Source organism: Paenibacillus sp. J22P90, assembly GCF_059692195.1.
The window spans coordinates 155,503-181,442 of sequence record NZ_JCAUAY010000008.1 but is presented as its reverse complement, the minus strand read 5'-3'; the positions used below and the strand labels follow the sequence as shown (position 1 = coordinate 181,442).

The 25,940-nt window shown below is 48.0% G+C and carries 33 protein-coding genes; 22 read left to right on the top strand and 11 right to left on the bottom strand.

Annotated features, from left to right (window positions below; all coding sequences use genetic code 11):
* Window positions 1-55 precede the first annotated feature (55 nt).
* A complete protein-coding gene (locus AC58UX_RS24620; RefSeq protein WP_497257632.1) occupies window positions 56-1,102 on the top strand; it encodes an ATP synthase beta subunit C-terminal domain-containing protein in 1,047 nt (348 codons plus the stop codon).
* 160 nt (window positions 1,103-1,262) lie between these two features.
* Complete coding sequence (locus AC58UX_RS24615; protein WP_497257630.1) at window positions 1,263-1,769, top strand: ankyrin repeat domain-containing protein; 507 nt, start codon at window positions 1,263-1,265, stop codon at window positions 1,767-1,769.
* Window positions 1,770-1,828: 59 nt separating this feature from the next.
* Here AC58UX_RS24615 and AC58UX_RS24610 read toward each other — a convergent pair whose 3' ends face one another.
* Complete coding sequence (locus AC58UX_RS24610) at window positions 1,829-2,347, bottom strand: DUF2812 domain-containing protein (protein ID WP_497257628.1); 519 nt, start codon at window positions 2,345-2,347, stop codon at window positions 1,829-1,831.
* Window positions 2,340-2,672, bottom strand: a complete 333-nt coding sequence (locus AC58UX_RS24605; protein WP_497257626.1) for a PadR family transcriptional regulator — start codon at window positions 2,670-2,672, stop codon at window positions 2,340-2,342. The genes AC58UX_RS24610 and AC58UX_RS24605 overlap by 8 nt, the downstream gene beginning before the upstream one ends.
* A gap of 192 nt (window positions 2,673-2,864) precedes the next feature.
* On the opposite strand from AC58UX_RS24605, the gene AC58UX_RS24600 reads away from it, so the two are divergent.
* A complete protein-coding gene (locus AC58UX_RS24600; protein WP_497257624.1) occupies window positions 2,865-3,410 on the top strand; it encodes a dihydrofolate reductase family protein in 546 nt (181 codons plus the stop codon).
* A gap of 22 nt (window positions 3,411-3,432) precedes the next feature.
* On the opposite strand, the gene AC58UX_RS24595 is transcribed toward AC58UX_RS24600, so the two are convergent.
* Both AC58UX_RS24595 and AC58UX_RS24590 read right to left on the bottom strand, forming a co-directional pair.
* Window positions 3,433-4,650, bottom strand: a complete 1,218-nt coding sequence (locus AC58UX_RS24595; RefSeq protein WP_497257622.1) for an MFS transporter — start codon at window positions 4,648-4,650, stop codon at window positions 3,433-3,435.
* A gap of 197 nt (window positions 4,651-4,847) precedes the next feature.
* Window positions 4,848-5,048, bottom strand: coding sequence for a CDGSH iron-sulfur domain-containing protein (locus AC58UX_RS24590; RefSeq protein ID WP_497257898.1), 201 nt, complete (start codon window positions 5,046-5,048; stop codon window positions 4,848-4,850).
* Window positions 5,049-5,252: 204 nt separating this feature from the next.
* On the opposite strand from AC58UX_RS24590, the gene AC58UX_RS24585 reads away from it, so the two are divergent.
* Entirely contained in the window at window positions 5,253-5,675 is a 423-nt protein-coding gene (locus tag AC58UX_RS24585; RefSeq protein WP_497257620.1) for a YkvA family protein, read from the top strand.
* 56 nt (window positions 5,676-5,731) lie between these two features.
* Here AC58UX_RS24585 and AC58UX_RS24580 read toward each other — a convergent pair whose 3' ends face one another.
* A complete protein-coding gene (locus AC58UX_RS24580) occupies window positions 5,732-6,802 on the bottom strand; it encodes a branched-chain amino acid aminotransferase (protein WP_497257618.1) in 1,071 nt (356 codons plus the stop codon).
* Window positions 6,803-6,933: 131 nt separating this feature from the next.
* On the opposite strand from AC58UX_RS24580, the gene AC58UX_RS24575 reads away from it, so the two are divergent.
* Together AC58UX_RS24575 and AC58UX_RS24570 are read left to right on the top strand one after the other, a co-directional pair.
* Window positions 6,934-7,824, top strand: coding sequence for a LysR family transcriptional regulator (locus AC58UX_RS24575; RefSeq protein WP_497257616.1), 891 nt, complete (start codon window positions 6,934-6,936; stop codon window positions 7,822-7,824).
* A 59-nt stretch (window positions 7,825-7,883) separates the two neighbouring features.
* Window positions 7,884-8,846, top strand: a complete 963-nt coding sequence (locus AC58UX_RS24570) for a TRM11 family SAM-dependent methyltransferase (protein ID WP_497257614.1) — start codon at window positions 7,884-7,886, stop codon at window positions 8,844-8,846.
* A 6-nt stretch (window positions 8,847-8,852) separates the two neighbouring features.
* On the opposite strand, the gene AC58UX_RS24565 is transcribed toward AC58UX_RS24570, so the two are convergent.
* Complete coding sequence (locus AC58UX_RS24565; RefSeq protein WP_497257612.1) at window positions 8,853-9,476, bottom strand: DUF3298 and DUF4163 domain-containing protein; 624 nt, start codon at window positions 9,474-9,476, stop codon at window positions 8,853-8,855.
* A gap of 158 nt (window positions 9,477-9,634) precedes the next feature.
* Window positions 9,635-9,799, bottom strand: coding sequence for a hypothetical protein (locus AC58UX_RS24560; protein WP_497257610.1), 165 nt, complete (start codon window positions 9,797-9,799; stop codon window positions 9,635-9,637).
* A 191-nt stretch (window positions 9,800-9,990) separates the two neighbouring features.
* Here AC58UX_RS24560 and AC58UX_RS24555 point away from each other — a divergent pair, with 191 nt between their 5' ends.
* The 6 genes from AC58UX_RS24555 to AC58UX_RS24530 all read left to right on the top strand — a co-directional run bounded on the left by AC58UX_RS24555 (window position 9,991) and on the right by AC58UX_RS24530 (window position 15,516).
* Entirely contained in the window at window positions 9,991-10,560 is a 570-nt protein-coding gene (locus AC58UX_RS24555) for a pyridoxamine 5'-phosphate oxidase family protein (protein ID WP_497257608.1), read from the top strand.
* A 93-nt stretch (window positions 10,561-10,653) separates the two neighbouring features.
* Window positions 10,654-12,048, top strand: coding sequence for a spore germination protein (locus AC58UX_RS24550; protein ID WP_497257606.1), 1,395 nt, complete (start codon window positions 10,654-10,656; stop codon window positions 12,046-12,048).
* A 25-nt stretch (window positions 12,049-12,073) separates the two neighbouring features.
* The gene (locus AC58UX_RS24545; RefSeq protein ID WP_497257604.1) at window positions 12,074-13,240 is read left to right on the top strand and encodes a Ger(x)C family spore germination protein; all 1,167 of its coding nucleotides are present in this window, start codon (window positions 12,074-12,076) and stop codon (window positions 13,238-13,240) included.
* A 22-nt stretch (window positions 13,241-13,262) separates the two neighbouring features.
* Window positions 13,263-13,484, top strand: a complete 222-nt coding sequence (locus tag AC58UX_RS24540; RefSeq protein ID WP_497257602.1) for a hypothetical protein — start codon at window positions 13,263-13,265, stop codon at window positions 13,482-13,484.
* Between the two features lie 20 nt (window positions 13,485-13,504).
* On the top strand, window positions 13,505-14,617 hold the full coding sequence (locus tag AC58UX_RS24535; protein ID WP_497257600.1) for a GerAB/ArcD/ProY family transporter: 1,113 nt from the start codon (window positions 13,505-13,507) through the stop codon (window positions 14,615-14,617).
* 71 nt (window positions 14,618-14,688) lie between these two features.
* Window positions 14,689-15,516: a DUF2935 domain-containing protein gene (locus tag AC58UX_RS24530; protein WP_497257598.1), complete on the top strand. Its 828-nt coding sequence runs from the start codon at window positions 14,689-14,691 to the stop codon at window positions 15,514-15,516.
* A gap of 3 nt (window positions 15,517-15,519) precedes the next feature.
* Here AC58UX_RS24530 and AC58UX_RS24525 read toward each other — a convergent pair whose 3' ends face one another.
* Window positions 15,520-15,912, bottom strand: a complete 393-nt coding sequence (locus AC58UX_RS24525) for an acyl-CoA thioesterase (protein WP_497257596.1) — start codon at window positions 15,910-15,912, stop codon at window positions 15,520-15,522.
* Window positions 15,913-16,124: 212 nt separating this feature from the next.
* Between AC58UX_RS24525 and fumC the strand changes: the two genes are divergently transcribed.
* On the top strand, window positions 16,125-17,513 hold the full coding sequence (gene fumC, locus AC58UX_RS24520; protein ID WP_497257594.1) for a class II fumarate hydratase: 1,389 nt from the start codon (window positions 16,125-16,127) through the stop codon (window positions 17,511-17,513).
* Window positions 17,514-17,588: 75 nt separating this feature from the next.
* Here the strand turns inward: fumC and AC58UX_RS24515 are convergent, their stop codons facing one another.
* On the bottom strand, window positions 17,589-18,002 hold the full coding sequence (locus tag AC58UX_RS24515; protein ID WP_497257592.1) for a hypothetical protein: 414 nt from the start codon (window positions 18,000-18,002) through the stop codon (window positions 17,589-17,591).
* A 28-nt stretch (window positions 18,003-18,030) separates the two neighbouring features.
* Complete coding sequence (locus AC58UX_RS24510; protein ID WP_497257590.1) at window positions 18,031-18,372, bottom strand: YtxH domain-containing protein; 342 nt, start codon at window positions 18,370-18,372, stop codon at window positions 18,031-18,033.
* Window positions 18,373-18,585: 213 nt separating this feature from the next.
* Here AC58UX_RS24510 and AC58UX_RS24505 point away from each other — a divergent pair, with 213 nt between their 5' ends.
* From AC58UX_RS24505 to rsbW (AC58UX_RS24485), 5 genes are all read left to right on the top strand, one after another.
* A complete protein-coding gene (locus tag AC58UX_RS24505) occupies window positions 18,586-19,722 on the top strand; it encodes a PP2C family protein-serine/threonine phosphatase (RefSeq protein WP_497257588.1) in 1,137 nt (378 codons plus the stop codon).
* Window positions 19,723-19,836: 114 nt separating this feature from the next.
* A complete protein-coding gene (locus tag AC58UX_RS24500; protein ID WP_497257586.1) occupies window positions 19,837-21,027 on the top strand; it encodes a glucose-1-phosphate adenylyltransferase in 1,191 nt (396 codons plus the stop codon).
* 53 nt (window positions 21,028-21,080) lie between these two features.
* On the top strand, window positions 21,081-22,205 hold the full coding sequence (gene glgD / locus AC58UX_RS24495) for a glucose-1-phosphate adenylyltransferase subunit GlgD (RefSeq protein WP_497257584.1): 1,125 nt from the start codon (window positions 21,081-21,083) through the stop codon (window positions 22,203-22,205).
* A 92-nt stretch (window positions 22,206-22,297) separates the two neighbouring features.
* Entirely contained in the window at window positions 22,298-22,630 is a 333-nt protein-coding gene (locus AC58UX_RS24490; RefSeq protein WP_497257582.1) for an STAS domain-containing protein, read from the top strand.
* Entirely contained in the window at window positions 22,627-23,061 is a 435-nt protein-coding gene (gene rsbW, locus AC58UX_RS24485; protein WP_497257580.1) for an anti-sigma B factor RsbW, read from the top strand. The genes AC58UX_RS24490 and rsbW (AC58UX_RS24485) overlap by 4 nt, the downstream gene beginning before the upstream one ends.
* Before the next feature lie 36 nt (window positions 23,062-23,097).
* Here rsbW (AC58UX_RS24485) and AC58UX_RS24480 read toward each other — a convergent pair whose 3' ends face one another.
* Window positions 23,098-23,556, bottom strand: a complete 459-nt coding sequence (locus AC58UX_RS24480; protein ID WP_497257578.1) for a Dps family protein — start codon at window positions 23,554-23,556, stop codon at window positions 23,098-23,100.
* Window positions 23,557-23,727: 171 nt separating this feature from the next.
* Here AC58UX_RS24480 and AC58UX_RS24475 point away from each other — a divergent pair, with 171 nt between their 5' ends.
* The 4 genes from AC58UX_RS24475 to AC58UX_RS24460 are packed head-to-tail and all read left to right on the top strand — an operon-like array spanning window position 23,728 to window position 25,788.
* Complete coding sequence (locus tag AC58UX_RS24475; RefSeq protein ID WP_497257576.1) at window positions 23,728-24,186, top strand: DUF948 domain-containing protein; 459 nt, start codon at window positions 23,728-23,730, stop codon at window positions 24,184-24,186.
* Window positions 24,132-24,572, top strand: a complete 441-nt coding sequence (locus AC58UX_RS24470) for an STAS domain-containing protein (RefSeq protein WP_497257574.1) — start codon at window positions 24,132-24,134, stop codon at window positions 24,570-24,572. The genes AC58UX_RS24475 and AC58UX_RS24470 overlap by 55 nt, the downstream gene beginning before the upstream one ends.
* Complete coding sequence (rsbW, locus tag AC58UX_RS24465; RefSeq protein WP_497257572.1) at window positions 24,569-25,027, top strand: anti-sigma B factor RsbW; 459 nt, start codon at window positions 24,569-24,571, stop codon at window positions 25,025-25,027. The genes AC58UX_RS24470 and rsbW (AC58UX_RS24465) overlap by 4 nt, the downstream gene beginning before the upstream one ends.
* Complete coding sequence (locus AC58UX_RS24460) at window positions 25,024-25,788, top strand: sigma-70 family RNA polymerase sigma factor (protein ID WP_497257570.1); 765 nt, start codon at window positions 25,024-25,026, stop codon at window positions 25,786-25,788. Before rsbW (AC58UX_RS24465) ends, AC58UX_RS24460 begins: the two co-directional genes overlap by 4 nt.
* The last annotated feature ends 152 nt before the right edge of the window (window positions 25,789-25,940 follow it).

Here is a 25,940-nt window from a genome sequence, read left to right as displayed (position 1 = left end):
TGTTTGCATTTGAAAGTAATTTATATTACTCTTAAAAGTAAGGAGGTTGAGTCTATTGGATGATATTCGATTGAATGTACCCTTGCTTCGTCGGCGTGTTCCTAATTTGACGAGTGCTGCTCGGGCGGTAGGATTACGTTCTGCAACAGTTTCAAATCTGTGCACAGGTAAAATACCTGTAGGCCGCGCTGAGGTCCGAACACTTGTCGCATTGGCTTCCTTGGCGAATTGTAGCTTGGATGAACTTATTCTAGTTGGGGAGAGATTCGAGATGATCGAAACCGGTATTAAGACCTTAGATCTGTTCGCACCATTAGCAAAAGGAGGCACAACAGGGCTAGTCGCTCGTCCGAAAATGGGGCAATTAGTGATTCTTGCAGAACTCTTACATCTTTTGAAAAAGCAAGGCTACGCAACCATTCTTCTTACGCCTGAAGGTGAGCACCCCGAAATCGAAGATGTGACAAGTGATGTGGATGTCATTTGCGGCAGCGTAGAGGAAGCCTTCCAGCAGTTAAGTAAGTTCGGTGCTACGCGTGACGTCATTCTTGCTGCGGACCGCTCGCATGTGCTCAGTAATGAGCTCTATCAGCTGCAGGACCGACTTCAGGATGTAGGTATGCAGTCTATGACAACGTTGCTCGTTGATCTGAAAGGTGAAGCAGTCGATGAGGATTTGCCTTATGGACCGCTCGAAACGCTCTGGCAATTTGATGCGGACTTAGCAGCCCGGCACATTTACCCTGCAGTGAGTCCAGTGCTGTCTACCTCCGAAATTATCGAGGGATCCTACACAGATGCACTTCACCTATCCGTCGCACAAAAGGCAAAGAAGCTGCTGCGTCGCTATAAAGAATTACGCTTCTTAGTGCAAGTACATGGCTTGGCAGGACTGCCGACTTCTGAGGTCCAAACTTTTCAGCGTGGCGAACGCTTAGAAGCCTATCTCACACAACCTTTTTATGTAGCAGAAGCAATGACAGGTGTAGCTGGTGTGACGGTTTCTTTGCAGGAAACGCTGCAGGATGTGGGGCGGATTATCGACGGATCTGAGGATCAAACCGAAGCAAAAGAATTGATGTATATCGGTCGTTTAGTTTAGGGCTAACCCCGTATAACCAATAGCATAGAGGCTTGCAGCGAAGTTGCTGGGTCCTTTTTTTGCACTCCGTCTAGGTACGATTTATTTCACAGAGGATAAAGGAAAATCCTAGATTTCGCCGAATTGTGAATATATACAAGTTAGAGGAGGTCACCCCTACATGATCAACGATGTATTCACAGCAGCACGCACGGGCGATGTAAATCGAGTAAAGGATCTCCTGGACACAGATCTCTCGCTTGCCAATGCGGAAAACGGTGACGGACTTTCCCTGTTAGGCTTCGCGGCACATTTTGGTCAGGGAGAAGTGGTCAAGCTGCTTTTGGAAAATGGGGCTGATGTGAATGCCATATCGCACTCCCGAGTCAGCTATATCCCTTCGAATACGGCGCTGCACGCAGCCATCGCTGGCGAGCGGAGCCTAGAGGTCATACAACTGCTGCTCGCTCACCGTGCGAAGCCGACGATTACGGATAGCAATGGGCATACGAGTTTACATGTAGCAGCCTTCCATAAGGATAGCACGCAGATCATTGGGCTATTGCTGGAGCATGGTGCGGATGTAAATGCGAAGTCAGAAGACGGTGTTTATGCGATCGATCTAGCCAAAGAGCAAGGTCATACGGCCGTGATTGCCATGCTGAGAGAGCACGGAGCCATTGGCTAGTGCGGATCAGCTTACGATGCAAGGTGATGGAGAGGACATTCAGCTAGTCAGCTAGCGGATTAGAGAATGTCCTTTTTGGCTTGAAGTTTTTTATTGGCAGCAACTAAACGGTATAGACTAATGCCTAGCAAGACAAGAACTGGCACATAGAGAATCAGCAAGGGATAAAAGATCGTATTTTTTATGTTGATCATGAAAATAGGGATTTGCGCGGCAGTAACCGCCGTAAATACACCGATGAGCCGTTTATTCCGCTCGATCATGGAGTCAATGTCAGTGAAAATTTCCGGCTTTGTATGCTGATACGTTTGTCTCCAGATATACCAGCCTGCGCCGCTGTAAATTTTATCCCAACCTGTATCCTCGAAAATACCTACATAATTCGCATCGACCTTCGTTTGGTAATCGACGCAATAGCTCATCTTGCGGGGAGCTCCTTTTTGAAAATGGAATCGCAGACCATTCCAGTTCACACGAAGTAAGTGCCAGCCTTGCGCCTCCATATCCTCCAACCATGATGTAATCGTCTCCGCTTGTGAACTATCCCACCATTTAAACACCTTTTTGGTCTCATTCATACAAAGATCCCTCCACTTTCTTCGCATTTTCGTATAGCTCCGTAATTCTGGCGATCTCCAGCTTGAGCAGTTCTTTACCAGATGGGGTGATGCGGTACAGCTTACGACGCTCTTCTTCTGCTACGGCCTGAATCAAACGATCTTTCTCCATGCGTGATAAACTGCCATAAATCGTTCCAGGGCCCAGGCGGATTCTGCCTTGTGTAAGCTCCTCAACCCACTGAATAATGCCGTATCCGTGTCGAACCTCAGTAAGGGAAAGCAAGATGTAATAGGCCGTTTCGGACATGGGTAAATACTGACGGTAGAGCTTTTCGCTATCCATATAATCTCCTTTTGGGTATATCAGGGTATGTTGTATCACGGTTCGTTGTATCACTTAGTGATATATCATGAGATGAGTATATCACCGCGCGATATAGAGTGCAATAGGCAATTAAATATTTGATTCAAGCTCTTTTATGTTAAAATTTGGATATAGTATTCCTGAATGATGCTGAAGAAGGAGGCGGATATGATGCGCAAAATCGTAGCAGGACTGTTCATGTCACTGGATGGGGTGATCGACTCGCCGGAGAACTCCCCGAAGAAATGGGGCAACGCGGAAATTATGGAGCGGATCGCGGAAGGTGTGGCTAAGGCGGATGCGGTGCTGCTGGGGCCGCAGACGTATCAGTTTTTGGCGCAGTTCTGGCAGCATCAAAGCGATGAGGTGCCGATGGCGAAATTTTTGAACCATGCCCCGAAATACGTGGTGTCTCAAACGCTCGATGAACTGGAGTGGCAGCCAGCGACGTTGCTAAGAGGCGATTTCGTGGAGGAAATTACGAAGCTCAAACAGCAGCCAGGCTTGAATATTCAGGTTCCGGGGAGCCCTGCCTTAGTCAAATCGCTGCTGCGCGAAGGGCTGCTGGATGAGCTTCATCTCAATATTTGTCCCGTTGTAGCCGGACTCGGTGTGAAGCTTTTCGATGGGATCGAGGAAGCAGTGGATCTTAAGCTTATCGATTCGAAGAGCTACAGTAACGGGGTTCTAAGCGTGACTTATCACATAGTCAAATAGATTGGCTGAGGCTCCAGTTCGTTCATCCGGAAATACTCCGAGTGGATCGTCCTTGGAGCCCTTGTTCTTTTAACATAAACCCAATATTCACAAGTCCAAACACGAGGAAGCACATCCAGGGAAGCCCCTCCCAGCCTAGCAGATTCCCCAAATCGTATAAGTATCCGCCACCTACGTTCCCGAGAATAGCCCCGATGGAGAGGGCAAAGCTGTTAAAACCGAAATAACTGGCAATCTGATCAGTGCCTGCATAGTTGGAAACCATCGTATTCATCATCGGCTGTAGAAATACTTGACCGATCATGAAGGCGATAACCCCCGCATAGATTCCCCACATGGAGCCCATCATGCCGATCGTAAATAAGCCGCCAGCGAGCAGCAAAGTACCAAGCGACATCACGCCAAAAGGCTGCAGCTTCTGGTTGCCTAACTTGGATAAGGGCACTTGGAGCAGGACCATGACGATGGCACCGCAGCTGTAAATAAGCCCGATATTCGCATCGGAACCAAGCTGATGTACCCGAAACGGCACGGCGATATATAACTGGGTTACGAGAGACCAGGAGATCATCGTGAATAGCATGAAGCGGCGAAAAGGGCGATTGCTCAGCACGGTTTTCATTTGAGATAAGATGCCCGTATAAGCTTTGCGAGATTGTTCACTCTGGATGGCAGGCAAAAAGAAGAGACTAAAGAAAAAGGAAAAGGCAAAAATGAGCGTAGCCGCCAAACTCACATATTTAAAATGAAACCCCATGAGCAAGGCGCCCAGTACAGGGCCTACGACGAATCCCATATTGCTTAACATTTCTCGAATGGAGTAAATGGTAATACGGTTGCTCGACGTAGATAGTGCCGCATAATAGGCATAACTTGCCGGATTGAACAGAGATCCGCCTAAGCCAGAGAAGAAACAGGCGATGATAAAGCCTGGCACGCTGTCGACGAAGCCGAACATCCCAAATCCGAATGTACGAATGAGTAAGCCGATGAGAATCGTGCGCTTATATCCAAGCTTGTCGGCCAATGTTCCGCATAGAACGGAAAGCCCTTGCTGGCTGAAGCTGCGAATCGCTGAGATGATACCCACCATGGTGACGGTCAGCAGGATGTCATTCAATAAATAGGAGGCCAGCAGCGGGATCATCATATAAAATCCGACGGCCATACTGAACGTATTCATGAACATGACCCAGAAGGGCAGCCGAATGGAAGTGAGTTTATTCAGGAATGCATTCATAATGAGACCTCGTTTCTTGCGTGTAATGTAATTTTAAAACAATACAGGATTAGCGGTAACTTGTATAGGGACATTCTTTGGATGGACTTGGGTAAAAGTTAGTTGAGGCTGCAAACTCTTTCGAGATGCAAGCTTGAATAATAGGAAAGGGCTGTTCTACAAGTATCAACTTGAGAGCAGCCCTTTGTATTCATTCCTTAGTCGCGAACCTGACTTTCAAAATGTCCTTTGTGAGCACCGTTGCAATAAGGTTTATTAGAAGATAGTCCGCAACGACACAGGTGAATCTGTTCTTTCGTTTCCATGGGATCACCTTCGCCATCCAGTAGCGTAACGCCGCTTACAAGCAAAGGGCCATTATCCAGAATTTTAATTTCTGCCACAACCAACGCCTCCATTCTTTTTACCAAATTAGAAAGGATGAGTTTTTGGTTCCCGCAATCATCTTTCTATTCGGTTCTCACCATTGTTGCCAGTTGCGATTAACTGTAATCAATTAGAGCATAACAATAGAGAGTTAAACGGAAACTGAGACTTCAAGTGTGAGATAGGTGTAAAATAGGGGTATATATAGGATAAAAGCTGAATGGAGTGGTCGCGAAATGAATCCTTCCAAATATGAAAAATACTTCTCTATTGATGGCTTCTGGTCGAAATTGAAAAAAGGTGCCAAAAAAGCGGGCAGTAAAGTGATATATACGGGTTTGCTGCTTTTTTACGCCTTGGATAGTCCGAAAACGCCGCTTCGTGCTAAGGTTCAAATCTATGGTGCGCTGGGGTATCTCATCCTGCCGTTGGATCTCATGCCCGATCTCCTGCCAATTGTGGGCTATGTGGATGATTTGAGTGCGCTGGGCTTTGCCTTGGCAGCTGTGTCGAAGAGCATCGATGACGAGGTCAGGCGGAAAGCGAAGAGCAAGCTGAGGGATTTTCTCGGTGATGACGCGGTTAGCAGCAAGGATATTATTGATATTGATGGTCACGTGGTGGAGGAGCAGGGGAAGGCGAAGGTTGATGAAAAGTAGCTGGGCTCAATGACCGGAGAAAATGTAAAAAGACACCCGCGCAGGGTGTCTTTTTATTAAACCTTTAACATCCAACCGAACGTGTCCGGCAGCTTGCCGCTTTGAATACCGGTGATTGTCGTGTACAGACGCTCCACGAGCTCGCCAATCTCCCCATGGTTCACGACCATTGGTTTGCCATCCCATAGTAGGCTGCCAATTGGCGATACGACCGCAGCGGTGCCGGTGCCGAAAGCTTCTTCCAGCGTCCCATCCGCATGCGCCTTGACGATGTCATCGATCGAGATTTTGCGCTCGGATACAGGAATACCCCAAGATTTAAGCAGGTGAATAATGCTGCCCCGCGTGATCCCTTCCAGAATGCTGCCGCTAAGGCTAGGCGTGACTACTTCTCCATTGATTTTGAAAAAGACGTTCATACTGCCGACTTCTTCTAGGTATTTCTTTTCGATAGCGTCGAGCCAAAGCACTTGCGCACAGTTATGCTCTTTCGCCAGCATTTGCGCCTTTAAGCTTGCTGCATAATTGCCGGCTACTTTAGCGTTGCCTGTTCCGCCTTGCACAGATCGCGCATAATAGCTTTCCACAAGGATGTTAATCGGCTGCAGGCCTTCCTCATAGTAAGCATCAACTGGCGACATAATGATAATAAAGGAATAAGTAAAGGATGGGCGGACACCTAGCACGCCTTCCGTTGCAATAATGAACGGACGGATGTACAAGGATGAGCCTTTCTTTTTCGGTACCCATGCAGCATCAATGCGAACTAGCTCTTGAATGGCACGGACAACAAATTCTTCATCCAACTGCGGGATGCTGAGTCGTTCACTAGAGCGGTTTAAACGCTTCGCATTTTGGTCCGGACGGAATAACACAACTTCATCGCTCTCCGTGCGGAACGCCTTCATCCCCTCAAAAACAGCTTGCCCATAGTGGAAAACCATCGCTGCGGGGTCATGTGAAATCGGTCCATAAGGAATGATGCGCGGATCGTGCCAGCCCTGACCTTCCTCGTAATCCAGCATAAACATATGCGAGGTAAAATGCTTCCCAAACCCAAGATTTTCATTTAAATTCGGCATGGGCTTGGCGTTATGATTTTGTTCAATTCGAATGCTTCCGTACATCTGTTGTGCCACCTTTCCGTTTGAGGGTACTCACAATCTTTTACCCTTAACTATAGAAAATTCGCAATCATTGATCAATTGCGATTTATCAATTACTATCATAGTTAATAGCTATGATCGGGGGGCGTCAGGTGGATTATCGGTTGTTGGTCTATTTCTTGGCGGTATGTGAGGAGCTGCACTTTACCAAAGCAGCAGAGAAGCTGGGCATTAGCCAGCCCACGCTTAGTCAACAGATTCGATTGCTGGAGGATCGCGTGGGATCTCCACTTTTTCAGCGCATGGGTAAAAAGGTATACGTGACCGAAGCGGGCGAGATTTTGCGTAAGCATAGTCGAAACATTTTTCACGAATTGGAGCAGGCCCAACTGGCGATGAATGAGCTCCAAGGGATGCAGCGCGGGCGCTTGCGGATCGGTTGCTCCGGGAATCATTTGCTGACGGCGACGATTATGACGTTTCATGCGAAATATCCCCAAATCGAGCTGTCTGTGATGGAGCTGGCCACGGAAGAGACGAAAGAAAAGCTGCTGAGCAATGAGCTGGATGTGGGGGTTGTTTTCCTGCCGGAGGCGGACGAGCAGTTAAAGTGTGTGCCGCTGTATGAAGAGAAGCTTCAGCTGGTCGTATCAGCTCGGCATGCTTTTGCCCAAGATCAGGTGCAGGAGATTCGATTGGCGGAGCTGACCGAGATTCCGATCGCGATGCTGCAGCAGAAATTCTACGTTCGGCAAATGATGGATGATTGTTGTGCGCAGATCGGTCTTGCTTGGAAGCCGATTGTGGAGCTGTCTACGCTCGAATCGCTGCTGCAAATGGCCAAAAACCATGTATGCGGGGCGATACTGCCGCAATCCTATGTGGAGGGCATGGGTGCCCAGATGCGTGAGCAAAAGCTTTGTGCCATTCCGATCATTGATCCCGTTCCACAGAAGGAAGTGGGCATTGTGTATCGGAAGGATATGTTTTTGTGCAAAACGATGGATACGTTCGTGAAGCAGGTTATTCAGGAGTTTGCTTAAGGTGAACTTAACGTGAACTTAGCGTGAACCGTGAAGGAAAGAGTGAGGGTTGGGAATTTATGAGCAGGGATATCGAGAGCGCGATAGAGTATGTGTATGTATTTGCCTGTCATGAGGATGAGCAGGCATTGTGTCAGTTAGAGCTGCGCACGTTGCTGGGCGCAGACGCTGTTATAGGGTCGCGCTACGCCGTCAGCGCGCGCAAGATTGAGCCGAGCCGCAGCCCATTTCTGAAGCTGCGGATGGATGTTCTTTTCGAGGCCGACAGCGTGTCTGCGCTGGCCTCGCAATTGAATGCGTTGACGCTGCGCGAGGCAACGTTCAAGGTTGTGTTCGCGGAGACGGACACGGCGGTCAGCTATGACCGCCAGCGGAGCGTCGAGCGCGAACTGGGCAGTCAGCTGCGTGGCAAAGCCGAAATGCGCAAGCCGCAGATGTGGTTCGCCGTGACGGAGCTGGGAGGCCGGTGGTTGTTCGGCGAGGGCAGCTACGGCGAAGCCGTATGGCTTCAGCATCAGCAGAAGCCGCAGAACTACTCCACCGCCCTGAGTACGCGCCTCGCGCGGGCGGTGGTGAACATCGCCGTGCCCGAGGTGGCAGGCACGCGGGTCATTGATCCGTGCTGCGGCATCGGCACGGTGCTGGTGGAGGCGATGTCGATGGGGATCGACATCGTGGGCTATGACATCAACCCGCTGGCCGTGCGCGGCGCGCGGGTGAACCTCGACCACTTCGGCATGCCGAATGTGGTCCAGATCGCGGACATGCGGACGCTTGTGCCGCATGTGGATCAGGCCGAGTATGATGCGCTGATCCTCGACATGCCTTACAATCTTTGCTCCGTGCTTCCGGAGGATGAGAAGCTGGAGATGCTGCAAGCCGCGCGCCGTTTGGCGCGGAGAGCCGTCATTGTCACAACGGAGCAGATGGACTCGCTTTTGACCAAAGCCGGCTTTCATATCGATGCACGCTGCAGCGTGAACAAAGGTAATTTTAGCCGACAGATTCTCGTTTGTGTTTAATGGGCACTAATACATCATTTTTCCGAGCGGGCCGTCCTCCGCAATGATGTCTTGGAGGGCATAGATCGAAATTGGGAAGTAGAGGAAGCCATAGACATAAGCAGCAAGCTCATAAAGTTGAAAATAAATAACCAGTGATTTATCCGCGATATAAAAATCTTGATCAGGGCGAATACCTTTAAACTCCACTAACAAAGGAATGTCGCGCCGCTTGATCTCGGCGGCAACGATGGCACTGATTCTTGCGACATAATCGCTGTCTGGCTTAAATAAATCTTTGAGCGTATAGCTTTTTCCAGTTTCCGTGTTGAAGGTCAACGAATGTTGGATCGTCATGCCGTGGGCTCCGCCAGAGAAAGCGTAATTGATTAAAGACAAGCTAAGTACGCGGCGCTCATTCGTCTTGATTTCGTAGTAAGCTGTTACGTCTGTCATCGGGTTTTGTGGATAGCCTTGATCGTGCAGCTGCTTATTCACGGCATCCACAATCGTTGTGTTAATCGTATGCTGTACGGTTGGAGGTTCCAAGTGGATCACGGCAGGATACAGCAAATCCAATTTGTTATGCAGCACCTGATAGGTTTGTATACTGACGGGTTGGTGTTCCAATTTCAGTTCCGAATCGTTCATGTTTCATCATCCCTACGTTTTTGCTACACCATATTCGAAAGCTGGGCGTTTGGTTAATGATTCGGAACGTTTTTCACACTCCGCATGAAAAAAGAGCTCTCCCTTCATCGTTGTTTCAACGAAGGGAAAGCTCTTTTTGCTGTGGAACAGAAGGCGGATTATTCCTGTGAGGATGTTTCCTCGTCGCTGGCATTGGTTGCAGAACTTTGCAGCAATGCAGATAACTCTTCTACTTGTTGCTTCGATTGGCTGTCTTCAGCACTTGCTTCAGCAGCGTTAATAGCATGATTTACTACGTTGTCGTTACTGTTCGTCGTTGACATGATACAATCACCTCCTCCAAGTTTCAACCGACTAAGTATTCCTCAGGGAGTTTGAAAATATGTATAAAAAGATACGTATGGCCAGTTGTTTTTCAATAGGATTTACCTATAGATGATACGTGAATTGTATATTTCACAAATAAGGTAAAGGAGTACATAATAGAAGAAAATGGAAGGGTGTTGAGGACATTATGGGGAAATCATTCGAGTCTTTGCTGCCAGAGCATGAGGCATTTATTGCGAAGCAGCACATCTTTTTCGTGGGATCAGCACCGTTATCTGCCGAGGGGCATGTCAATATTTCGCCCAAGGGGCATGATGTTCTGCGGGTGCTATCGGCCAATGAAGTGGCGTATTTGGACCTGACGGGAAGTGGCAATGAGACCAGTGCGCATCTGGCGGAAAATGGCCGCATCACCATCATGTTCATGGCTATCGAAGGACCCCCGCAAATTATTAGGCTGTATGGAAAAGGGCGTGTTGTCCTCCCAGGCTCAAGCGAGTGGGATCAACTGGCGCCGAAGTTCGAGCTGTTGCCTGGTGCGCGTCAGATCATGGTGGTCGTTATTCATGAGGTGAAGACGTCCTGTGGCTATAGCATTCCATTTTACACCTATGAAGGAGAACGAAAAACGTTGCAGAACTGGGCAACCAAGCAAGGTGATGAAGGATTGCTCAATTACTGGCAAGCTAAAAACATGAAGAGCATGGACGGTCTCCCCACCCCAATAGGTCAAAAGTTATCCACAGACACTATGTAAGTTGTCTTGGTAGGCATATCCATTCGTTTCACCATAGATGCATAATTTCATGCCAGTCGGAGGAAACTACTCCCAAAAAGGAAGCTTTTGTCTATGGAATTAACGCAATGGATCAGCGAGAAGCTTAGAGATCGTGAAGATATTGTCTCGCAGAGAATTGAGCAGGGGGAGTTCATCTGCACAATTTACTACATGATGGATGCGATTGATTTCGAGATGCTGCAAACGCATGTACTGCGTACGTTATTGCATCCCTACCAGGGGCAAAGCGAAGCGCGCTTAAGAGACATCTTTTATCACTACACATTTTTCCCTACAACCTATACCATTGCCTATACGCCAGAAGAAGCGCTTGACGACTTGTTAAATGGACAGGTGCTGCTATGCATTTCCGGTGAGCCGTCAGCGGTGTTGTTCCCTTTTTCCAAAAAAGTAAAACGGGATGTTAGCATCTCTGAGAATGAGAAAACGATTCGGGGTCCGAAGGAATCTTTCGTAGAGGAAATTTGGACTAATTTATCGTTAATTCGGCAGCGTATCAAGAGTGAAAATCTCGTTATGGAGCAATTCGTGATTGGAAGTGAGTCACGGACGATCGTGTTTCTGCTTTATATGAATGGACGATGCGATCCTGCGATTGTGCAGAAAATGAGGGCGCAGCTGGAGCAGATTCAAACGGATACTGTGCCTGGCAGCAGTTTTCTGGAAGAGTTATTGGACGAACGGCTGAGTTCGCCCTTTCCGAAAATGCTGAATACCGAAAGACCTGACGTGGTGGTTTCTTCGCTGCTTGAAGGACGGTTGGCCTTACTGACAGACGGAGATCCGAATAATCTGGTCGCTCCGGCGACCTTGTTGTCTTTCTTACAGTCTGCTGAAGATTATTACCAGCGATATTTCTATAGCAGTTGGATTCGGCTTCTGCGATATGTATTTTTCGGTGTTAGTCTGGTTTTGCCGTCGGCATATGTAGCAATTACAACGTTTCATCCGGAGATGCTGCCCTATAATATGCTGATCTCCTTGGCTGCGAGCAGAGATATCGTGCCATTTCCGGCGATTTTGGAAGCCCTCATCATGGAGGTCACCTTCGAAGTGATGCGCGAAGCCGGGATGCGTATTCCTACCACGCTAGGGCAGACGGTCTCGATCGTTGGCGCGATTGTGATCGGGGAAGCGGCCGTACAGGCGGGGATCGTGAGTGCGCCGATGGTCATTATTGTTGCGCTCACCGGGATTTCTTCCTTCGTTGTGCCGCATTTTTCGCTCACCCTAACCATTCGTTTCCTACGATTCGCTTTGTTGTTCATTTCGGCGATATTTGGGCTTCTTGGCTTGTTAATTGGGGTCTTTTTCGTTTTTATTCATTTGTTGTCTATTGAGTCCTATGGCACACCTTACTTATCGCCGTTCATTCCCTATAAGTCTGAACAGATGAAGGATGCCGCAGGCCGATTTTCTTGGACAAGCTGGATTCGCATGAAATGAAAGGGCTAATCAGGGAGGGACTGCGATGTTGCGATATGTGAAGCGTTTCGTTGTCGTGCTGGGGCTTCTCTCCGCAGTCTCAACTACATTAACCGGATGTTGGTCAAAGCAAGAATTGAACGACCGTACTTTCGTATCGACGATGCTCATTGATAAGAACGAAGACGGGCAGACGGAGGTCTCTACGCTATTCATGCTGCCGAATCGCATCACAGCGGGATTGAATTCGAATCCAAAAGAGAAACCTTTCGTCTTAGTTTCGGGCAAAGGCTCTGATGTCGCCGAGGCGCTGCATCATATCCAAGCGGAGCTGCCTAGAACGGTTACCTGGGGACAGATGCAAGTCATTGTCATCGGGGATCGTTTTGCAAGGGCAGGTTTAACGACGCTGTTCGATCATTTAATTCGCGCCACAGATTTCAGGCTGCCTGTTTATGTGTTCTATTACAATGGTTTTGCTAGGAATCTAGCACAGTTAGAATCTGTATTTGAACGTTTCCCAACGGAAATATGGCGAGAAACGGCCCATACCAAGCGAATTCCGCCAATACGCATTCGAGATTTATTATATGCCCAATGGAATAACCTAGGCGACTCCTATATTCCGGAGTTAACATTACGTGATTTTAAAATGCTGACAGAAGCCTCAACCGTCAAATGGTCGGGGGTTGGAGGTGCCGCTATCATGAAAAATGGCGCCGTTATCGGCAAATTTACGAATGAAGAAGCGATGGGCATTCTCATGATGAAGAATCGCATTCCGGAGATGCTCATTACGGGGCAGCTTCCCGATCAAGGAGGCGTTTTTAGCGTCAGGCTTATTGATGTAAAGCATAGAACACGAGCCATACGTAACGGAAGTCGAGTAACGATTCGGGAGTCCATTCAGGCAAAGGCGGACCTCATTTCCATTGAGTCCAATATGAATCTAAACTCCTCTGACAATATCAAAGTGGTGGAGAAGGCCGTGAATGATCGGGTAAGGCAGATGGTTCAAGCTGCTTCGGATAAAGCGCAAGCTCATCAGGCGGATGTCTTTCAGTGGAGCGAGTTAGTGAAATATAAATACCCTAGGATGTGGCAGGAGTGGGGGGACAGTCCTCGTGAGATGATGTTTTCACACGCGGATCCGGAATTCCATGTTCATGTGGTAATGCGAGGCACAGGCATCAGCCGTTCAGCCAAGCTATAAAATTGGGAAGGAGATCGTCCCCTTGTTGTATTTGATCATTGGAACGGCTTGTGTTTTCGTTTACCAAATCATGTTGTTTCGGCGTCAGTCCACAAGTCCGAAAGAAAGGGGACTTGCTCTGTCAGTGACCGGTTTCGCGTTTGTTTTTGGAGCCCTCAGTATCTTCTGGCCGGAGTTGGTCAATCCCAGTCATGCGATTCGTTTGCTCTTTGAGCCGATTCAAAAATTCATTATTCAAGGCTAGCGAGCAGGGAGGCGGCAAGGTTGAAGCAAGGAACAGTGACAGGCCTGCAATTAGGCGGTTTGATCTTCGTGTTCATTTTTTCTACGACAATTGCCTTTCTCATCAGTCCTCTCGCTGGAGCAGCCGGCTTTGATGGTGGATGGTGCATCGTGCTTGCCGCCATCCTTGGCACAGCTTTATCGATGCTAAGCCTCCGGTACGCCCTGCGCCAACCTTCGAAGTACCTGGGCGTATACGGCGGTACTATTCTGCCTAAGTATGTTCACAAGTGTATTCTGTTTCTGTTGTCGTTCTTTTTTCTGCACTTGGCTTCCTATATTTTGCGGGAGTTTACGGACTTTTTTGTCCCGACATACTTGCGGGAAACACCGCCCGCTGCAGTCGCTGTACTGGTAATGGCGGCGGTTGCGTCTTTGGCCCAATCTGGTGTATCGACCGTTTTCCGATTCGCGCAAGGCTGCTTTTTATTTATTGGCATCCTCTTCTTGTTCAAGCCTTTATTTTTTCTAACGGCTATGGATACGCCCATGTGGTTGGAATTTGTGCGTGTGCATGATTGGAAGGTGCTGTGGGCTCAGACGTATTCAATCATTCCCTGGTACGGCGAATTAGTCATGCTTTCGTATTTCGTCCCTGAGTTGGCTACGAAGCAAACCACTCGCAAAGTCGTCTGGATCGGCTCCATGGCTGGGACCTACATACTCCTTGTAGAATTTATGTTGATGATGTTTTACTTCGGCCCTAAGCTTTCAGCAGCCTTAATTTATCCAGCGCTGGAGCTTACAGGGTTCCTGCACTTGGGCGACTTTCTTCGCAACACCGATGCATTGATTGTCTCGATCTGGTTTACCGGTTACTTCATCAAGCTAAGCATTATTTTTATGAGTGGCACACTGATTTTTTCGCAAGCTCTTTCATTAAGCAGCTATAAGCCGATTACGTTCCCGCTAGCGGCGATTGTTGTTTCGCTGTCGTTGATTATTGCAAGGAATCCAGTTGAGCTGGCGGAATATTTTAATAGCAGCTGGGCGACCTTCGCGCTATTTGTAGAGAGTCTGATTTTCATCTACCCGATCGTTGCTTGGTTCAAAAGCAGAAGAGCCCGCAGTCAGCCACTGCCTTCTGAGCCGTAAAACGGTCTATCGGGTTCGTTCCCCTCATACATTTTATGAAAGAAATGTCGAGCGGAGGAGGGACCTTTCTCATGCAAGATGCGAGAATGTCAGTGAAGGAAGAGCATCTATTCTGGCTCGAAGTACTGGAAGATCATGCTCATTTTCTGAGGGATTATTTATCTCCGACGGAAACAAAGTGGTGGAAGGAAGCTGAGCGGTTCATCCCGTTATTCCAAGATGCAATCCAGCAAGGAATGGGACTCTCACCGACAGAAGAAGCGGATTCTCCAAGCATGCAGGCTTTCGCGAGAAGTGTATATCCGCTGGCAGATGCTTACTGTAGGCTGGAAGGGCATATGCAGCACTTGCGGCTGTGGAACCGCGTCAATTTGAATCTGACTCCTTCTTACTTTAACGGTACCATTAATGAAAATAGAGAATACTTACGTCAGCTCACCTATTGGGTGCAAGGGGTTCCTGCTGCGCCGCTTACGTTGACGCAATTGTTGGATCTATGGCTGGAGGATCAGCTGGGGCATGCTGTGCTGCTAACTGGGCTGTTGGACCCCGTAGAGCGCGTACTTGCTGAAGAGACGGGTAAATTTGCTTCTCTTTTTTCGTCCTACATGGTGAAAAATCGCGCAATGCAAGGTTACTTGCGGTTCACGCCTCCAGGCTTTCCTGCGGAGATTCATTTTGCTAAGGAAGTGCTCGGAACCGTGAAAGCTTTTTATGATTTCGTGCAGCGCATTATCGTTCAATATCGCAATGAGGAATTGCTGTCCAAATCAACGCTGCGGTTTCTGGAGCATCATTTTCCTGAATCGTGCTATTTCATGCGCAAGCTGGCCGAATTCCTTCCCGATGCACCGTCGCTTGCGCATTGTCCGATAACACGCCATGTAAAGCTGCCTTAAAGGTTAGGCAAAATATTTCCTTAACTCCGCCGGGGCCTCCCGGCTTGTACGCGTTATGCTGTCCATCGTGACACTCGTGACGAGCGCATCTGCACACAGCTCGCCTTGCTGGTTGCGAATTTCTTGCTGCAGGACAAAGCTAGAACGACCCATTTGCTCAGGCCGACAGCTGACGGTGAGGTGTTCGCCTTGCTTGCACTCTTTGCGGTAATTAATGTTGATATTCACCGTCACCGTTTGAATGCCAAGCTCACCAAAAGTCTCGTATGATAGCGCACAAGCTTCATACCACTCCTCACGACCCCATTCAAGGTACTCCAAATATTTAGCATTATTCACATGCCCATTCACATCAATCTCCGTGGAACGGACGATGATCGGTAGTTTTGTTTCCATGAGTGCATCTCCTTTGATTGTTGTAGTGTTGCGTCAGAACTGCGGTTTCTCTAATATCCATCATTATAGCTCTCCCGCAAGCAAGATAACCAGTTGCGGCTCATAACACGCCAATAATGGGGAAAACTAGGCGAGGCATGTTTATACATACCAAAGTGTGGGTATCCAATAGTACAGATATAGCTGGATTCGATTAACCAAGGAGGGCAAGTATGACGCAAGAATACCGCATAGAAAGTGATACCATGGGCGAAATCAGAGTGCCTGTGGATAAGTTGTGGGGAGCTCAGACCCAGCGTAGCTTTGAAAATTTTAAAATCGGCACCGAGCGGATGCCGCCGAGATTAATAAGTGCCTTTGCGCTGCTCAAAAAAGCAGCCGCACACGTAAACCGCGACCTAGGCGGACTACCGCCGGAGAAAGCGGAGGCGATTGCGCAAGCGGCTGACGAAATCGTCGAAGGCCGCTGGGACGACGAGTTCCCGCTCGTCGTCTGGCAGACGGGCAGCGGGACGCAGTCGAACATGAACGTCAACGAGGTAATCGCTCGCCGAGGCAGCGAACTGCTCGGGGATGATGCCAAGCGCATCCATCCCAACGACGATGTGAATCGTTCGCAGAGCTCGAACGATACGTTCCCGACCGCGATGCACGTGGCAGGCGTTATCGCGGTAGAGCAAGAGCTGCTGCCTGCGCTGGAGCTGTTGCAGGCGACGATGCACACCAAGATGTCGGCCTTCGCCGACATCGTCAAAATCGGCCGCACCCACCTGCAGGACGCCACCCCGCTGACGCTGGGGCAGGAGATCAGCGGGTGGTGGGCGATGCTGGCGCAGGCGTCGCGCATGGTGCGCAGCGCCGTGGATGCGATGCGCGAGCTCGCGATCGGCGGCACCGCCGTCGGTACGGGGCTGAACGCGCATCCCGAATTCGGCGCCCGCGTCGCCGAAGCCCTAACCCGCGAGACGGGCACGCGCTTCGTCTCGGCCGAGAACAAATTTCATGCGCTGACCAGCCATGATCAGATTGTTTACGCCCACGGCGCGCTGAAGGCGCTGGCGGCGAACTTAATGAAGATAGCCAACGATGTGCGCTGGCTATCGAGCGGTCCCCGCTGCGGAATCGGCGAAATCACGATTCCGGAGAATGAGCCCGGCAGCTCGATCATGCCGGGGAAGGTTAACCCCACGCAGAGCGAAGCGATGACGATGGTCGTGTGCCAGGTGATGGGCAACGATGCTTCCATCGGCTTCGCGGCGAGCCAAGGCAATTTCGAGCTGAACGTGTTCAAGCCCGTTATCATCCACAACTTCCTGCAGTCCGTGCGGCTGCTGGCTGACAGCATGCGCTCGTTCAATGATCATTGCCTCGCAGGGATGGAACCGAATCGCGCGGTCATTCAGCGCAATCTAGAGCAATCCCTGATGCTGGTTACAGCCCTCAACCCGTATATCGGGTATGAGAAGGCAGCCAGCATTGCAAAGCAAGCCCACAAAGAAGGGCTGACGCTGAAGGAGTCAGCCGTGCGCAGCGGCCACTTAACGGCTGAGCAATTCGACAGCTACGTGAAGCCGGAGGATATGGTACATCCGAAGGCCTAAGGCTGGCACAGTGCGGCCAACATCAAAGGAGCTAAGCGGAATTAAGCCGCTTAGCTCCTTTTTGACTTATATCTATCAAGGGATTGGATCCGGAATCATATCTTTCCCGATAAGCTCGCTATTGGTTTCCATATGTTTCATCTCATTCCCCAGCTTCTTCATTTCATCCATATCCTGGGCCATGGAGCCGTTATTGGCTTCTTCCAATGATTTGCCGGCAGAGCCGTGACACAGCTGTTCCAGCTCAATTAGTTTATCTAACGCAGCACGACGAACGTGCAAGGGAACGAATTGGTTTTTTTCGAAATCGGCTTCATGAAAATGAACAGTCGTTCTCCCTTGCTCAGAGGTGAGTGTGGTCAACGTCAACGGATAGTTGGCCGAGGTTGCATCGCTATAAATATCCATTTTATACACCGATTTCTCCAGATACTCGACACGTTCTAACCCAAGGTCAGTTAATTGATTATGCAAGGTATGTTTATCCATAGGCTCGATCTCCTTTTTTTGAAATCAGCTAGTGTTGATTGTTTTTCCATTTTTCACTTACGGTGGATGCAATCTCTTTGGTTGTATCGCTCACCGTAGACGAGATATCCTTCGCTGTATCACTGACTGTGGAAAGGATATCTTCGGTTGTATCGCTCATTTTGGAGACGGTTGCTTCTGTCTTATTACTTATTGTGGAAGCAATTTGGCTTGTTTTTTTCTGCCAAGTTCGATACATGCCCCAGAGTTCTTCGCGCAGCTTTGCCCCCGCTTTAGGGGCGATTAACAATGAGGTTACGGCACCAATCGCGCCTCCAATAAATAAACCTGCTACTAGTCCGCTTTTATTTGTTTCGACTGTTTCACTCATAGCTCATCTCTCCTTTAGTTTGGGGTAATGAATGCTTTGCCTTATAGTTGGATGTACCCTTGAATCTGTTTTTTGAAACAGGCAGATGAACAAAGCTTCTTCTCTTTCTTTTAAAGAATGATTGAATAGTTGGCAGGAGGGTATTAGGATGGTATGGTAAACTACTTGAATAAGTATTCCGATCTCTGTTTACCCAAAAGGGGGATTTATACAATGAGCATTGTCATTGTCGACGATAACGCAACGAATTTATTAATCATTGAAAAAATTTTGCAGAAGGCGGGTTACACCGATTTGGTGATGGTTTCATCTGCAAGAGAGTTATATCAAGTTTTGGATATGGATTCACCAAGTGAAGCTGAAGTGCCTGTGGATTTGATTCTCATGGATATGATGATGCCCGAAATAGACGGCGTGGAGGCTTGTCGAACGATCCAGGCCGATGAGCGCTTGAAGGATATTCCAATTATTTTCGTAACAGCGATGGGCGACTCCAATAAACTGGCTGAAGCACTGGATGCAGGGGCCTTGGATTATGTGATGAAGCCGATCAATAAGGTGGAGCTTCTCGCCCGCATTCGTTCGACGTTGCGCTTGAAATATGAGAAGGACTGGCATAAAGAGCGAGATAAGCGCATTAAATATGAACTCGCGCTGGCCAAACAAGTGCAGCATAGCGTACTGAGTAACCCCTTGACGGATGAGGGTATTCAGATATCAGCAGTGTACAAACCATCTTCGGAGCTGGCTGGGGATTTCTACGCTTGGTATCCGATTGGCCCGAATCGGTATGGCATTATTTTGCTGGATATGATGGGTCATGGCATTTCATCCTCACTCGTCTGTATGTACATTTATTCTGCTTTGAAGGATACGATTACGAACATCTGCGATCCGGTAGGCGTGATGCAAGAGCTGAATACACGAATGAATCAGCTGCATGTATCCGATAATCTGATTAACTATTACTTCACAGCCATCTATCTGGTCCTGGATACAGAACAACGTAAGATTGAATATGTGAATGCCGGTCATCCGGCAGGTATTGTACGTTCGGATGGTGAGGTGAAGCTGTTGACGGAAGGTTGCTGTGCCATCGGCTTTTTTGAGGGGATCGAGATTGTGAAGGGTACCATTCAGTATGAAAAAGAAGCTCAAATCGCTTTATTCACCGATGGTTTGAGCGAATGGCTCGACAATGATGAGGCAGACGGTGTGGCTCAAATTATAGAGGGCATAAAGGCGTCAACCGCTCATGATCCAGATGGGTTATTAGAACGGATCTATCCTCACGACAAAGAAGGGCTGCCGCCAGATGATATGTGCCTAGTTATGGTATCTGTTTCGTAAGCAATATAAACGCGCAAGTTATTCCTTTTAAGGAAAACTTGCGCGTTTTTGTTTCAATCTCGGATTAGCTGTGTAATAAGAAGTATCAAATCAGGTGAACTGGGAGGAACTGGGATGACGGTGATGAAGCAGGAATGTGTAGCTATGCTTTTGGCGGGTGGAGAAGGGACTCGACTAGGACCGTTAACGAAAAATAATGCTAAACCGGCTGTTCATTTTGGTGGGAAATACCGAATTATTGACTTTACGTTGAGTAACTGCCATCACTCTGGAATTAACACCGTTGGCGTGCTGACGCAATATAAGCCAGCGGTTTTGAACGCTCATATCGGCAATGGGGAAGCTTGGGGCTTGGCGGAAGTGCGCACGGGTATTTCGCTGCTAGAGAGGCAAGTTGGAGCACCTAATGCGTATTCGGGAACGGCGAATGCCATCTATCAAAATCTATCTTTCTTACGTCAGCATGATCCCAAATACGTACTGATTATATCAGGGGATCACATTTATCATATGGATTATAGGGACATGCTGAATCATCACAAAAAATCCGGAGCTGCCGCTACCATCGCAGTGACATCAGTCAAAATGGAAGAAGCGAGCCGCTTCGGCATTATGAGTACGGATGAGAATGATCGCATCACAGGGTTCGCCGAGAAGCCGCGCAATCCGACTAGCAATTTGGCGTCCATGGGCGTTTATCTATTTAACTGGGATGTCCTGAAGGCATGTTTGGAAAAGGATGCGAGTGATGCGTCTTCGAGTCATGATTTCGGTCAAAATATTATCCCAGGACTGCTGGACTCGGGTACCCATTTAGCTGCTTTTCCTTATCAGGGCTATTGGAAGGATGTTGGCACGATTGAAAGCCTGTGGGAATCGCATATGGATTTACTCGGGTATACGCCTAGTCTCAACATAGATTCGGAGCAATGGCCCGTGCTGACGCCGAAACGTACGTATCCCAAAGGTCATGTAGCTTTAACCGCCAGAGTGAACAATGCCATTCTCGGAGATAGCTGTCAGATTGAGGGGAGCGTCAGTCATTCGGTTATTTCTGAAGGCGTTAGGGTCGGCGATAGCAGCAGGGTGATGAATAGCATTATCATGCCAGGTGTACACATTGGCCGAAACGCGCTAGTTCTTAATGCGATTGTTGGTGAAGGGGCGGTTATCAAAGATGGCGCCGTTGTTGGGAAGCCAGGGAGCGCGAGCATCACGGTAATTGCCGAAAAAACGGTCGTTGGCCGTCATTATCCAGCCTCAATCCCTGTGAAGTTGACCAATACGAGGGTAAATTTCGGTTAAGTGAATGCTTACGATGCTAGTTTTGCTCCGCAAAACTTTAGGAGGTGCTTATCATGAAACATGTTCTTGGTATGATCAACCTCATGAATGAACAGGAAGAACTATCTACACTTACGCGTAATCGTTGTGTGGCTGCTGTGCCTTTTGCGGGCCGGTATCGGTTAGTTGATTTTGCGCTGTCTAATATGAGCCATTCGGGCATACAGAAGGTATTGGTGCTCGCAAGCCCCAAGGCCGATTCCCTGCTGAAACATGTCGGCGACGGCAATCATTGGGGGTTAGCAGGAGCGGAAGGAGGCGTCTCCATTCTTGCGCCCGCTTTCAAGGGATTGCCGCGACCCGGCGACTTGTATCATTTGTACAGTCATCTAGAGACATTGAAATCCTGTACAGAGAAGTACGTTTTGCTGGCGCCAAACAGTGTGATTTATCGGATGAATTTCGAGAATATGGTCGAATATCATCGGAATAGCCCTGCGGATATTACCCTTCTCTATCAGCAGGTAGCCGAGATTGACCGTCATTCCCATATTGGCAAAGCGTGCAGCTTGGGCATGAACGAGCAAGGACGCGTCATGAGCGTAACCACGGTCTATCCTGAGATTGTGACGTTAGCGCCGCTTCATATTGATCTGGAGACGATGGTGATATCGAGAGAACTGCTGATCCATCTTATTGAACGAAGTGTCGCACAAGGGCATAGCGGGTATCTGAAAGACTTGATTTGGGCTCATCTAGGCGATATTCACGTTCAAGGCTATGCCCATCATGGTTATGTGGCGATTATGGATTCGGTTGACAGTTACTATGCGCACAGCATGAGGCTTCTGCAGCCGCAAGGCTGGAAACAATTCATGATGAATCAAGAGTCCGTGTATACACACAAAGTAGATGAGCTAGAGATTGCCTGTCATGATGCGGCGTTAATTCGCAATTCCTTCCTGGGTCCAGGCTGCCGAATCGAAGGTTACGTGGAGAACAGCATTTTATTCCCAGGTGTGACCGTGAGCCAAGGAGCCAGCGTCAAGAACAGTGTGATTATGCAAGACTGCGCCATCGAATCCAGTGTGTATTTGGATTGTGTAATCCTGGACAAACAGGTAACTGTGGAGCAGGGAGCCGTTCTTTGCGGCGATTTTGCGCATCCTTTTGTTGCTGAAAAGGGCGGAGTCATTTGATTCTGAAGATGTCCTCTTAACATGAGTGAAACTTGTATATAAGCAGAAGCCTTGTTACTATTTAGAAAATGACTTTATAGGGAGTGTGGCCAATGTCTGCAGATAAATTCCAGGTTGAACAAGAAGAACTGGAGAGGTCCATTCAGCTTCATATCATTGGGGAGCTAGATTTGGCAGCAGCGCAAACGTTCCGTCACGCGCTTGGAGCCGTCGTTCACCGAGAGGATAAGGCATTAATCCTTGATTTAAGTCAGCTAAGATATATAGATAGTACAGGGATTGGCATTGTTGTTTCCGCTATGAAAATTCGGGACGAGCTGAAGTTGCCCTTTGCCGTTCGTCATATTCCGGCCACGATTCGTAAACTTTTTGATTTAACGGGTATTTCGGCATTCCTTCATGAAGGGATCGAAGGCAGCGCATGAATGTTATTACCTTGCAAATTCCAGCTTCGGCGGAATACTTGGATCTTGTCCGACTAAGTCTGTACGGCGTTGCATCCAAACTGGGGTTTTCTTATGAGGATATAGAGGATATCAAAGTAGCCGTTTCCGAGGCTTGCAATAATGCGATTCTTCATGGAGAGTCTCAGACCGGCAACAGTCAAATTGTGATAAGCTATGAGCTAGGCGAAAGTATTTTAAAGGTAAAAGTGAAAGATAATGGACAGGGCTATGCGTTGGAGGACCAAAGTCGGCAAACTGGCCCGTTTGCGGGCACTTCGCTAAGTGAGCTGCCCACCGGTGGTCTCGGTATTTACCTTATGCAAGCGTTGATGGATGAAGTCGTGGTCGATACGAAGGATGGAACAGAGGTAACGCTCATTAAATATGTGCATACGAAAACCACGGATTGACGGGTTAACCGCCATTCCGTGGTTTTTTCTTTGGTTTTATTTGCCCAGATACGCTTCCAACATCCAGTTGTGCTTCTCCAGTGAGGAGCGAATGCCGATGAGCATATCAGCTGTTGGCTGATCCTTGTGCTCTTCAGCGTGCTCAATTCCCTCTGTGAGTTCAGCACAAACAGTGGCGAAATCATCGTGAACCTGCTTCACCATTTCCTCTGCGGAGTCCGCTGTCTTCGCTTCTTTGACGGAAGCTAAGGTAAGCTGCTCCTGCAAGGTAGCTGTCGGCTTAGCGCGCAGGGAGAGCATTCGTTCCGCGATGACATCCAGATGGAGCGCAGCCTCGGTATACAGCTCCTCGAATTTGATATGTAAAGTGAAGAAATTCTCACCCTTCACATACCAATGGAAGTGGTGCAGCTTCATATAGAGAACGGAGAAGTTCGCGACTTGCTTATCAAGAAGGTTTGTAATTGGACTTGCTTTCATTGCTACTTTGACCATGATAATCCCTCCAATTATTTATGCTAGTAAGAATGGGTGAATAGCATGAAGTACCCCGTCTAGCTCCGTTTGAAACATACCGATAGAAATTTACTTTTTTACATAGAGGGTGTTTCAAATCTTAGCAAGCGGGGTACTACTTAGTAATTAAGCCATCAAGGGGGGATTCTAATGTTAGTTCAGATTAGTGTGATTATCGCCGTAATAGCCTTTGTTTTTCTTGTGTTCTATTTGATTCAAACGTTAAAATCACTCAAACATTCACTGGATGAAATAACGATAACGATGGGGCAAATGAAAAATGAAGTAAAGGAGATTACGTCTGATGTGAAAGATGTCATTCTCAATACGAACGAAATGGCCATTGATGTACGGGTGAAGTTAGCCAAACTTAACCACCTGTTCAGCTCTGTAAGTGATGTTGGTCAAGTCATTCATGAACTAACATCTTCTGTGAAGCAATCCGCTTCAAGCTTCATTTCCGCAGTGAAACAAACAGGAATGTCAGGGGAAGATCCCAAGCCGAATCCTAAGTGGAAAACGCTGCTGCAAGGAGCCGTTATGTCCTATGACATGTGGCAACGAATCAGAACCAAGAAATCAGCTTCGCATGTCAGCCATGCCAAATAGAGAGGGGTCATCACGTGAACGCCATACGTAAATTTATCTTTTATAAGCACTCGGACGAGCGAGGAAATATTATATACTTGAGCGGAGAACTTGATCTTTCTGCTGCGCCTGAACTGGCCAAGGTGCTGGATTCGGTCGTCAATAAGGCAAATGAACCGTTGACCCTAGATTTAAAGGAGCTGCGCTACATCGATAGTACCGGAATCGGCTTAATCGTTTCTGTACTTAAGGTAAGAGCAACGATGAATGCGCCGCTTCATATCCACCACGTCCCAGCCAGAATACAGCGACTGTTTGAGTTGACCGGTGTTGCTCAATTTTTAGTAAATAGAGGTCGACCTGTTCAAACTGAGCGTATAGCAGAAAGGAAAGAAGAGATTATATGAGCCCATACATTGGCCTGACGATACCCGCTCAAGCGGAATATTTAGACATTGTGAGATTAACGTTATATGGCGTGGCTACCAAAGCAGGCTTTAACTATGAAGATATCGAGGATATGAAAGTAGCTGTGGCGGAAGCTTGTAATAATGCAATCTTACATGCCTATAAAGAGCATCAATCAGGAACCGTCGAGCTTCGATTCGAACACAGTCATGGTTTTTTGAAAATATCGGTCAAAGATGAGGGCAATAGCTTTCACTATGTGCAAACCAATCCAGATGACACGAGTCTGCATAATAAATCAATTAGTGAAGCCAATGTTGGCGGTTTAGGCCTTTTCCTTATGCAAGCGCTGATGGACGATGTGCAGGTGCTCACACGTGGCGATAAGGGAACTGAGGTTATACTGACAAAACTGCTAACAAGGCAGGCGAGCAGAAAAGAGGAACTGGTATGAATGCAAAGGCATCTTCCGAGCCCTTATATGAAATGTATTCTAAAATGAAAATCTATCAAGAAACAGCCTGTAAAGAGACGGCTACGGCTTTGCTGCTGCACTATGAGCCAATCGTACGTATGGCGGTTGGCAAAATGTCGCGAAGCCGTCCTGATTTGTATGAGGATCTCTTCCAAGTTGGACAAATGTCGTTATTGAGGCTCTTTACCCAATATGACAGCACGATGGACGTTCCCTTTGAAGGGTATGCAATGAAATGTTTAATTGGCCATCTGAAAAATTACCTTCGAGATAAATCATGGTACATACAGGTTCCTAGGCGTATTAAGGAAAAAGGTGCACAAGTTCAGCGAGCGCTGGACGAACTGACGGTTAAGCTGGAACGTTCGCCCAATATCGATGAGATTGCTGCTTATTTGGAGCTGAGCCCGGAGGAAACGATTGAAATTCTGGCAGGTCGCGACTATTACCATTACACGTCGTTAGATACTCCGCTTACAGCAGAGGGAGATAGTGCGACCGTTGGAGATATGATTGCGGGTTCAACGAATGATTATTTGACGCTTGAGCGACAGATCGATCTCGAAGAGGCGATGAGTTGTTTGAAGGAAGAGGAGCGTACCGTCATAGCTATGATTTATCAAGAAGGGCATGCTCAGCGGCATATTGCGGATGAGCTTGGTATTTCGCAGATGAGCGTTTCACGTATTCAGAAGCGAGCTATGGATAAATTAAAGATCGTTTTATCCTCGCCGTTGTAAAGGAGGGGGCTTATCTGCCTTATCGTCATTAAAGCAGCAGCTAGATAAAACTTTACCAAAAAATAGAAATTTCATTCTAGCTGCCACGTTGGTGTGGTATAGTAGGAGACAGAATGTTTACATAACATTCGCGACCACTGTACTAGGAGGCA

Coding starts and splice junctions, on each gene's coding strand:
- AC58UX_RS24615 (WP_497257630.1), top strand. CDS start 1,263: ATGATCAACGATGTATTCACAGCAGCACGCACGGGCGATGTAAATCGA.
- AC58UX_RS24610 (WP_497257628.1), bottom strand. CDS start 2,347: ATGAATGAGACCAAAAAGGTGTTTAAATGGTGGGATAGTTCACAAGCG.
- AC58UX_RS24605 (WP_497257626.1), bottom strand. CDS start 2,672: ATGGATAGCGAAAAGCTCTACCGTCAGTATTTACCCATGTCCGAAACG.
- AC58UX_RS24600 (WP_497257624.1), top strand. CDS start 2,865: ATGCGCAAAATCGTAGCAGGACTGTTCATGTCACTGGATGGGGTGATC.
- AC58UX_RS24595 (WP_497257622.1), bottom strand. CDS start 4,650: ATGAATGCATTCCTGAATAAACTCACTTCCATTCGGCTGCCCTTCTGG.
- AC58UX_RS24590 (WP_497257898.1), bottom strand. CDS start 5,048: ATGGAGGCGTTGGTTGTGGCAGAAATTAAAATTCTGGATAATGGCCCT.
- AC58UX_RS24585 (WP_497257620.1), top strand. CDS start 5,253: ATGAATCCTTCCAAATATGAAAAATACTTCTCTATTGATGGCTTCTGG.
- AC58UX_RS24580 (WP_497257618.1), bottom strand. CDS start 6,802: ATGTACGGAAGCATTCGAATTGAACAAAATCATAACGCCAAGCCCATG.
- AC58UX_RS24570 (WP_497257614.1), top strand. CDS start 7,884: ATGAGCAGGGATATCGAGAGCGCGATAGAGTATGTGTATGTATTTGCC.
- AC58UX_RS24565 (WP_497257612.1), bottom strand. CDS start 9,476: ATGAACGATTCGGAACTGAAATTGGAACACCAACCCGTCAGTATACAA.
- AC58UX_RS24560 (WP_497257610.1), bottom strand. CDS start 9,799: ATGTCAACGACGAACAGTAACGACAACGTAGTAAATCATGCTATTAAC.
- AC58UX_RS24555 (WP_497257608.1), top strand. CDS start 9,991: ATGGGGAAATCATTCGAGTCTTTGCTGCCAGAGCATGAGGCATTTATT.
- AC58UX_RS24550 (WP_497257606.1), top strand. CDS start 10,654: ATGGAATTAACGCAATGGATCAGCGAGAAGCTTAGAGATCGTGAAGAT.
- AC58UX_RS24545 (WP_497257604.1), top strand. CDS start 12,074: ATGTTGCGATATGTGAAGCGTTTCGTTGTCGTGCTGGGGCTTCTCTCC.
- AC58UX_RS24530 (WP_497257598.1), top strand. CDS start 14,689: ATGCAAGATGCGAGAATGTCAGTGAAGGAAGAGCATCTATTCTGGCTC.
- AC58UX_RS24525 (WP_497257596.1), bottom strand. CDS start 15,912: ATGGAAACAAAACTACCGATCATCGTCCGTTCCACGGAGATTGATGTG.
- fumC (WP_497257594.1), top strand. CDS start 16,125: ATGACGCAAGAATACCGCATAGAAAGTGATACCATGGGCGAAATCAGA.
- AC58UX_RS24515 (WP_497257592.1), bottom strand. CDS start 18,002: ATGGATAAACATACCTTGCATAATCAATTAACTGACCTTGGGTTAGAA.
- AC58UX_RS24510 (WP_497257590.1), bottom strand. CDS start 18,372: ATGAGTGAAACAGTCGAAACAAATAAAAGCGGACTAGTAGCAGGTTTA.
- AC58UX_RS24505 (WP_497257588.1), top strand. CDS start 18,586: ATGAGCATTGTCATTGTCGACGATAACGCAACGAATTTATTAATCATT.
- AC58UX_RS24500 (WP_497257586.1), top strand. CDS start 19,837: ATGACGGTGATGAAGCAGGAATGTGTAGCTATGCTTTTGGCGGGTGGA.
- glgD (WP_497257584.1), top strand. CDS start 21,081: ATGAAACATGTTCTTGGTATGATCAACCTCATGAATGAACAGGAAGAA.
- AC58UX_RS24490 (WP_497257582.1), top strand. CDS start 22,298: ATGTCTGCAGATAAATTCCAGGTTGAACAAGAAGAACTGGAGAGGTCC.
- rsbW (WP_497257580.1), top strand. CDS start 22,627: ATGAATGTTATTACCTTGCAAATTCCAGCTTCGGCGGAATACTTGGAT.
- AC58UX_RS24480 (WP_497257578.1), bottom strand. CDS start 23,556: ATGGTCAAAGTAGCAATGAAAGCAAGTCCAATTACAAACCTTCTTGAT.
- AC58UX_RS24475 (WP_497257576.1), top strand. CDS start 23,728: ATGTTAGTTCAGATTAGTGTGATTATCGCCGTAATAGCCTTTGTTTTT.
- rsbW (WP_497257572.1), top strand. CDS start 24,569: ATGAGCCCATACATTGGCCTGACGATACCCGCTCAAGCGGAATATTTA.
- AC58UX_RS24460 (WP_497257570.1), top strand. CDS start 25,024: ATGAATGCAAAGGCATCTTCCGAGCCCTTATATGAAATGTATTCTAAA.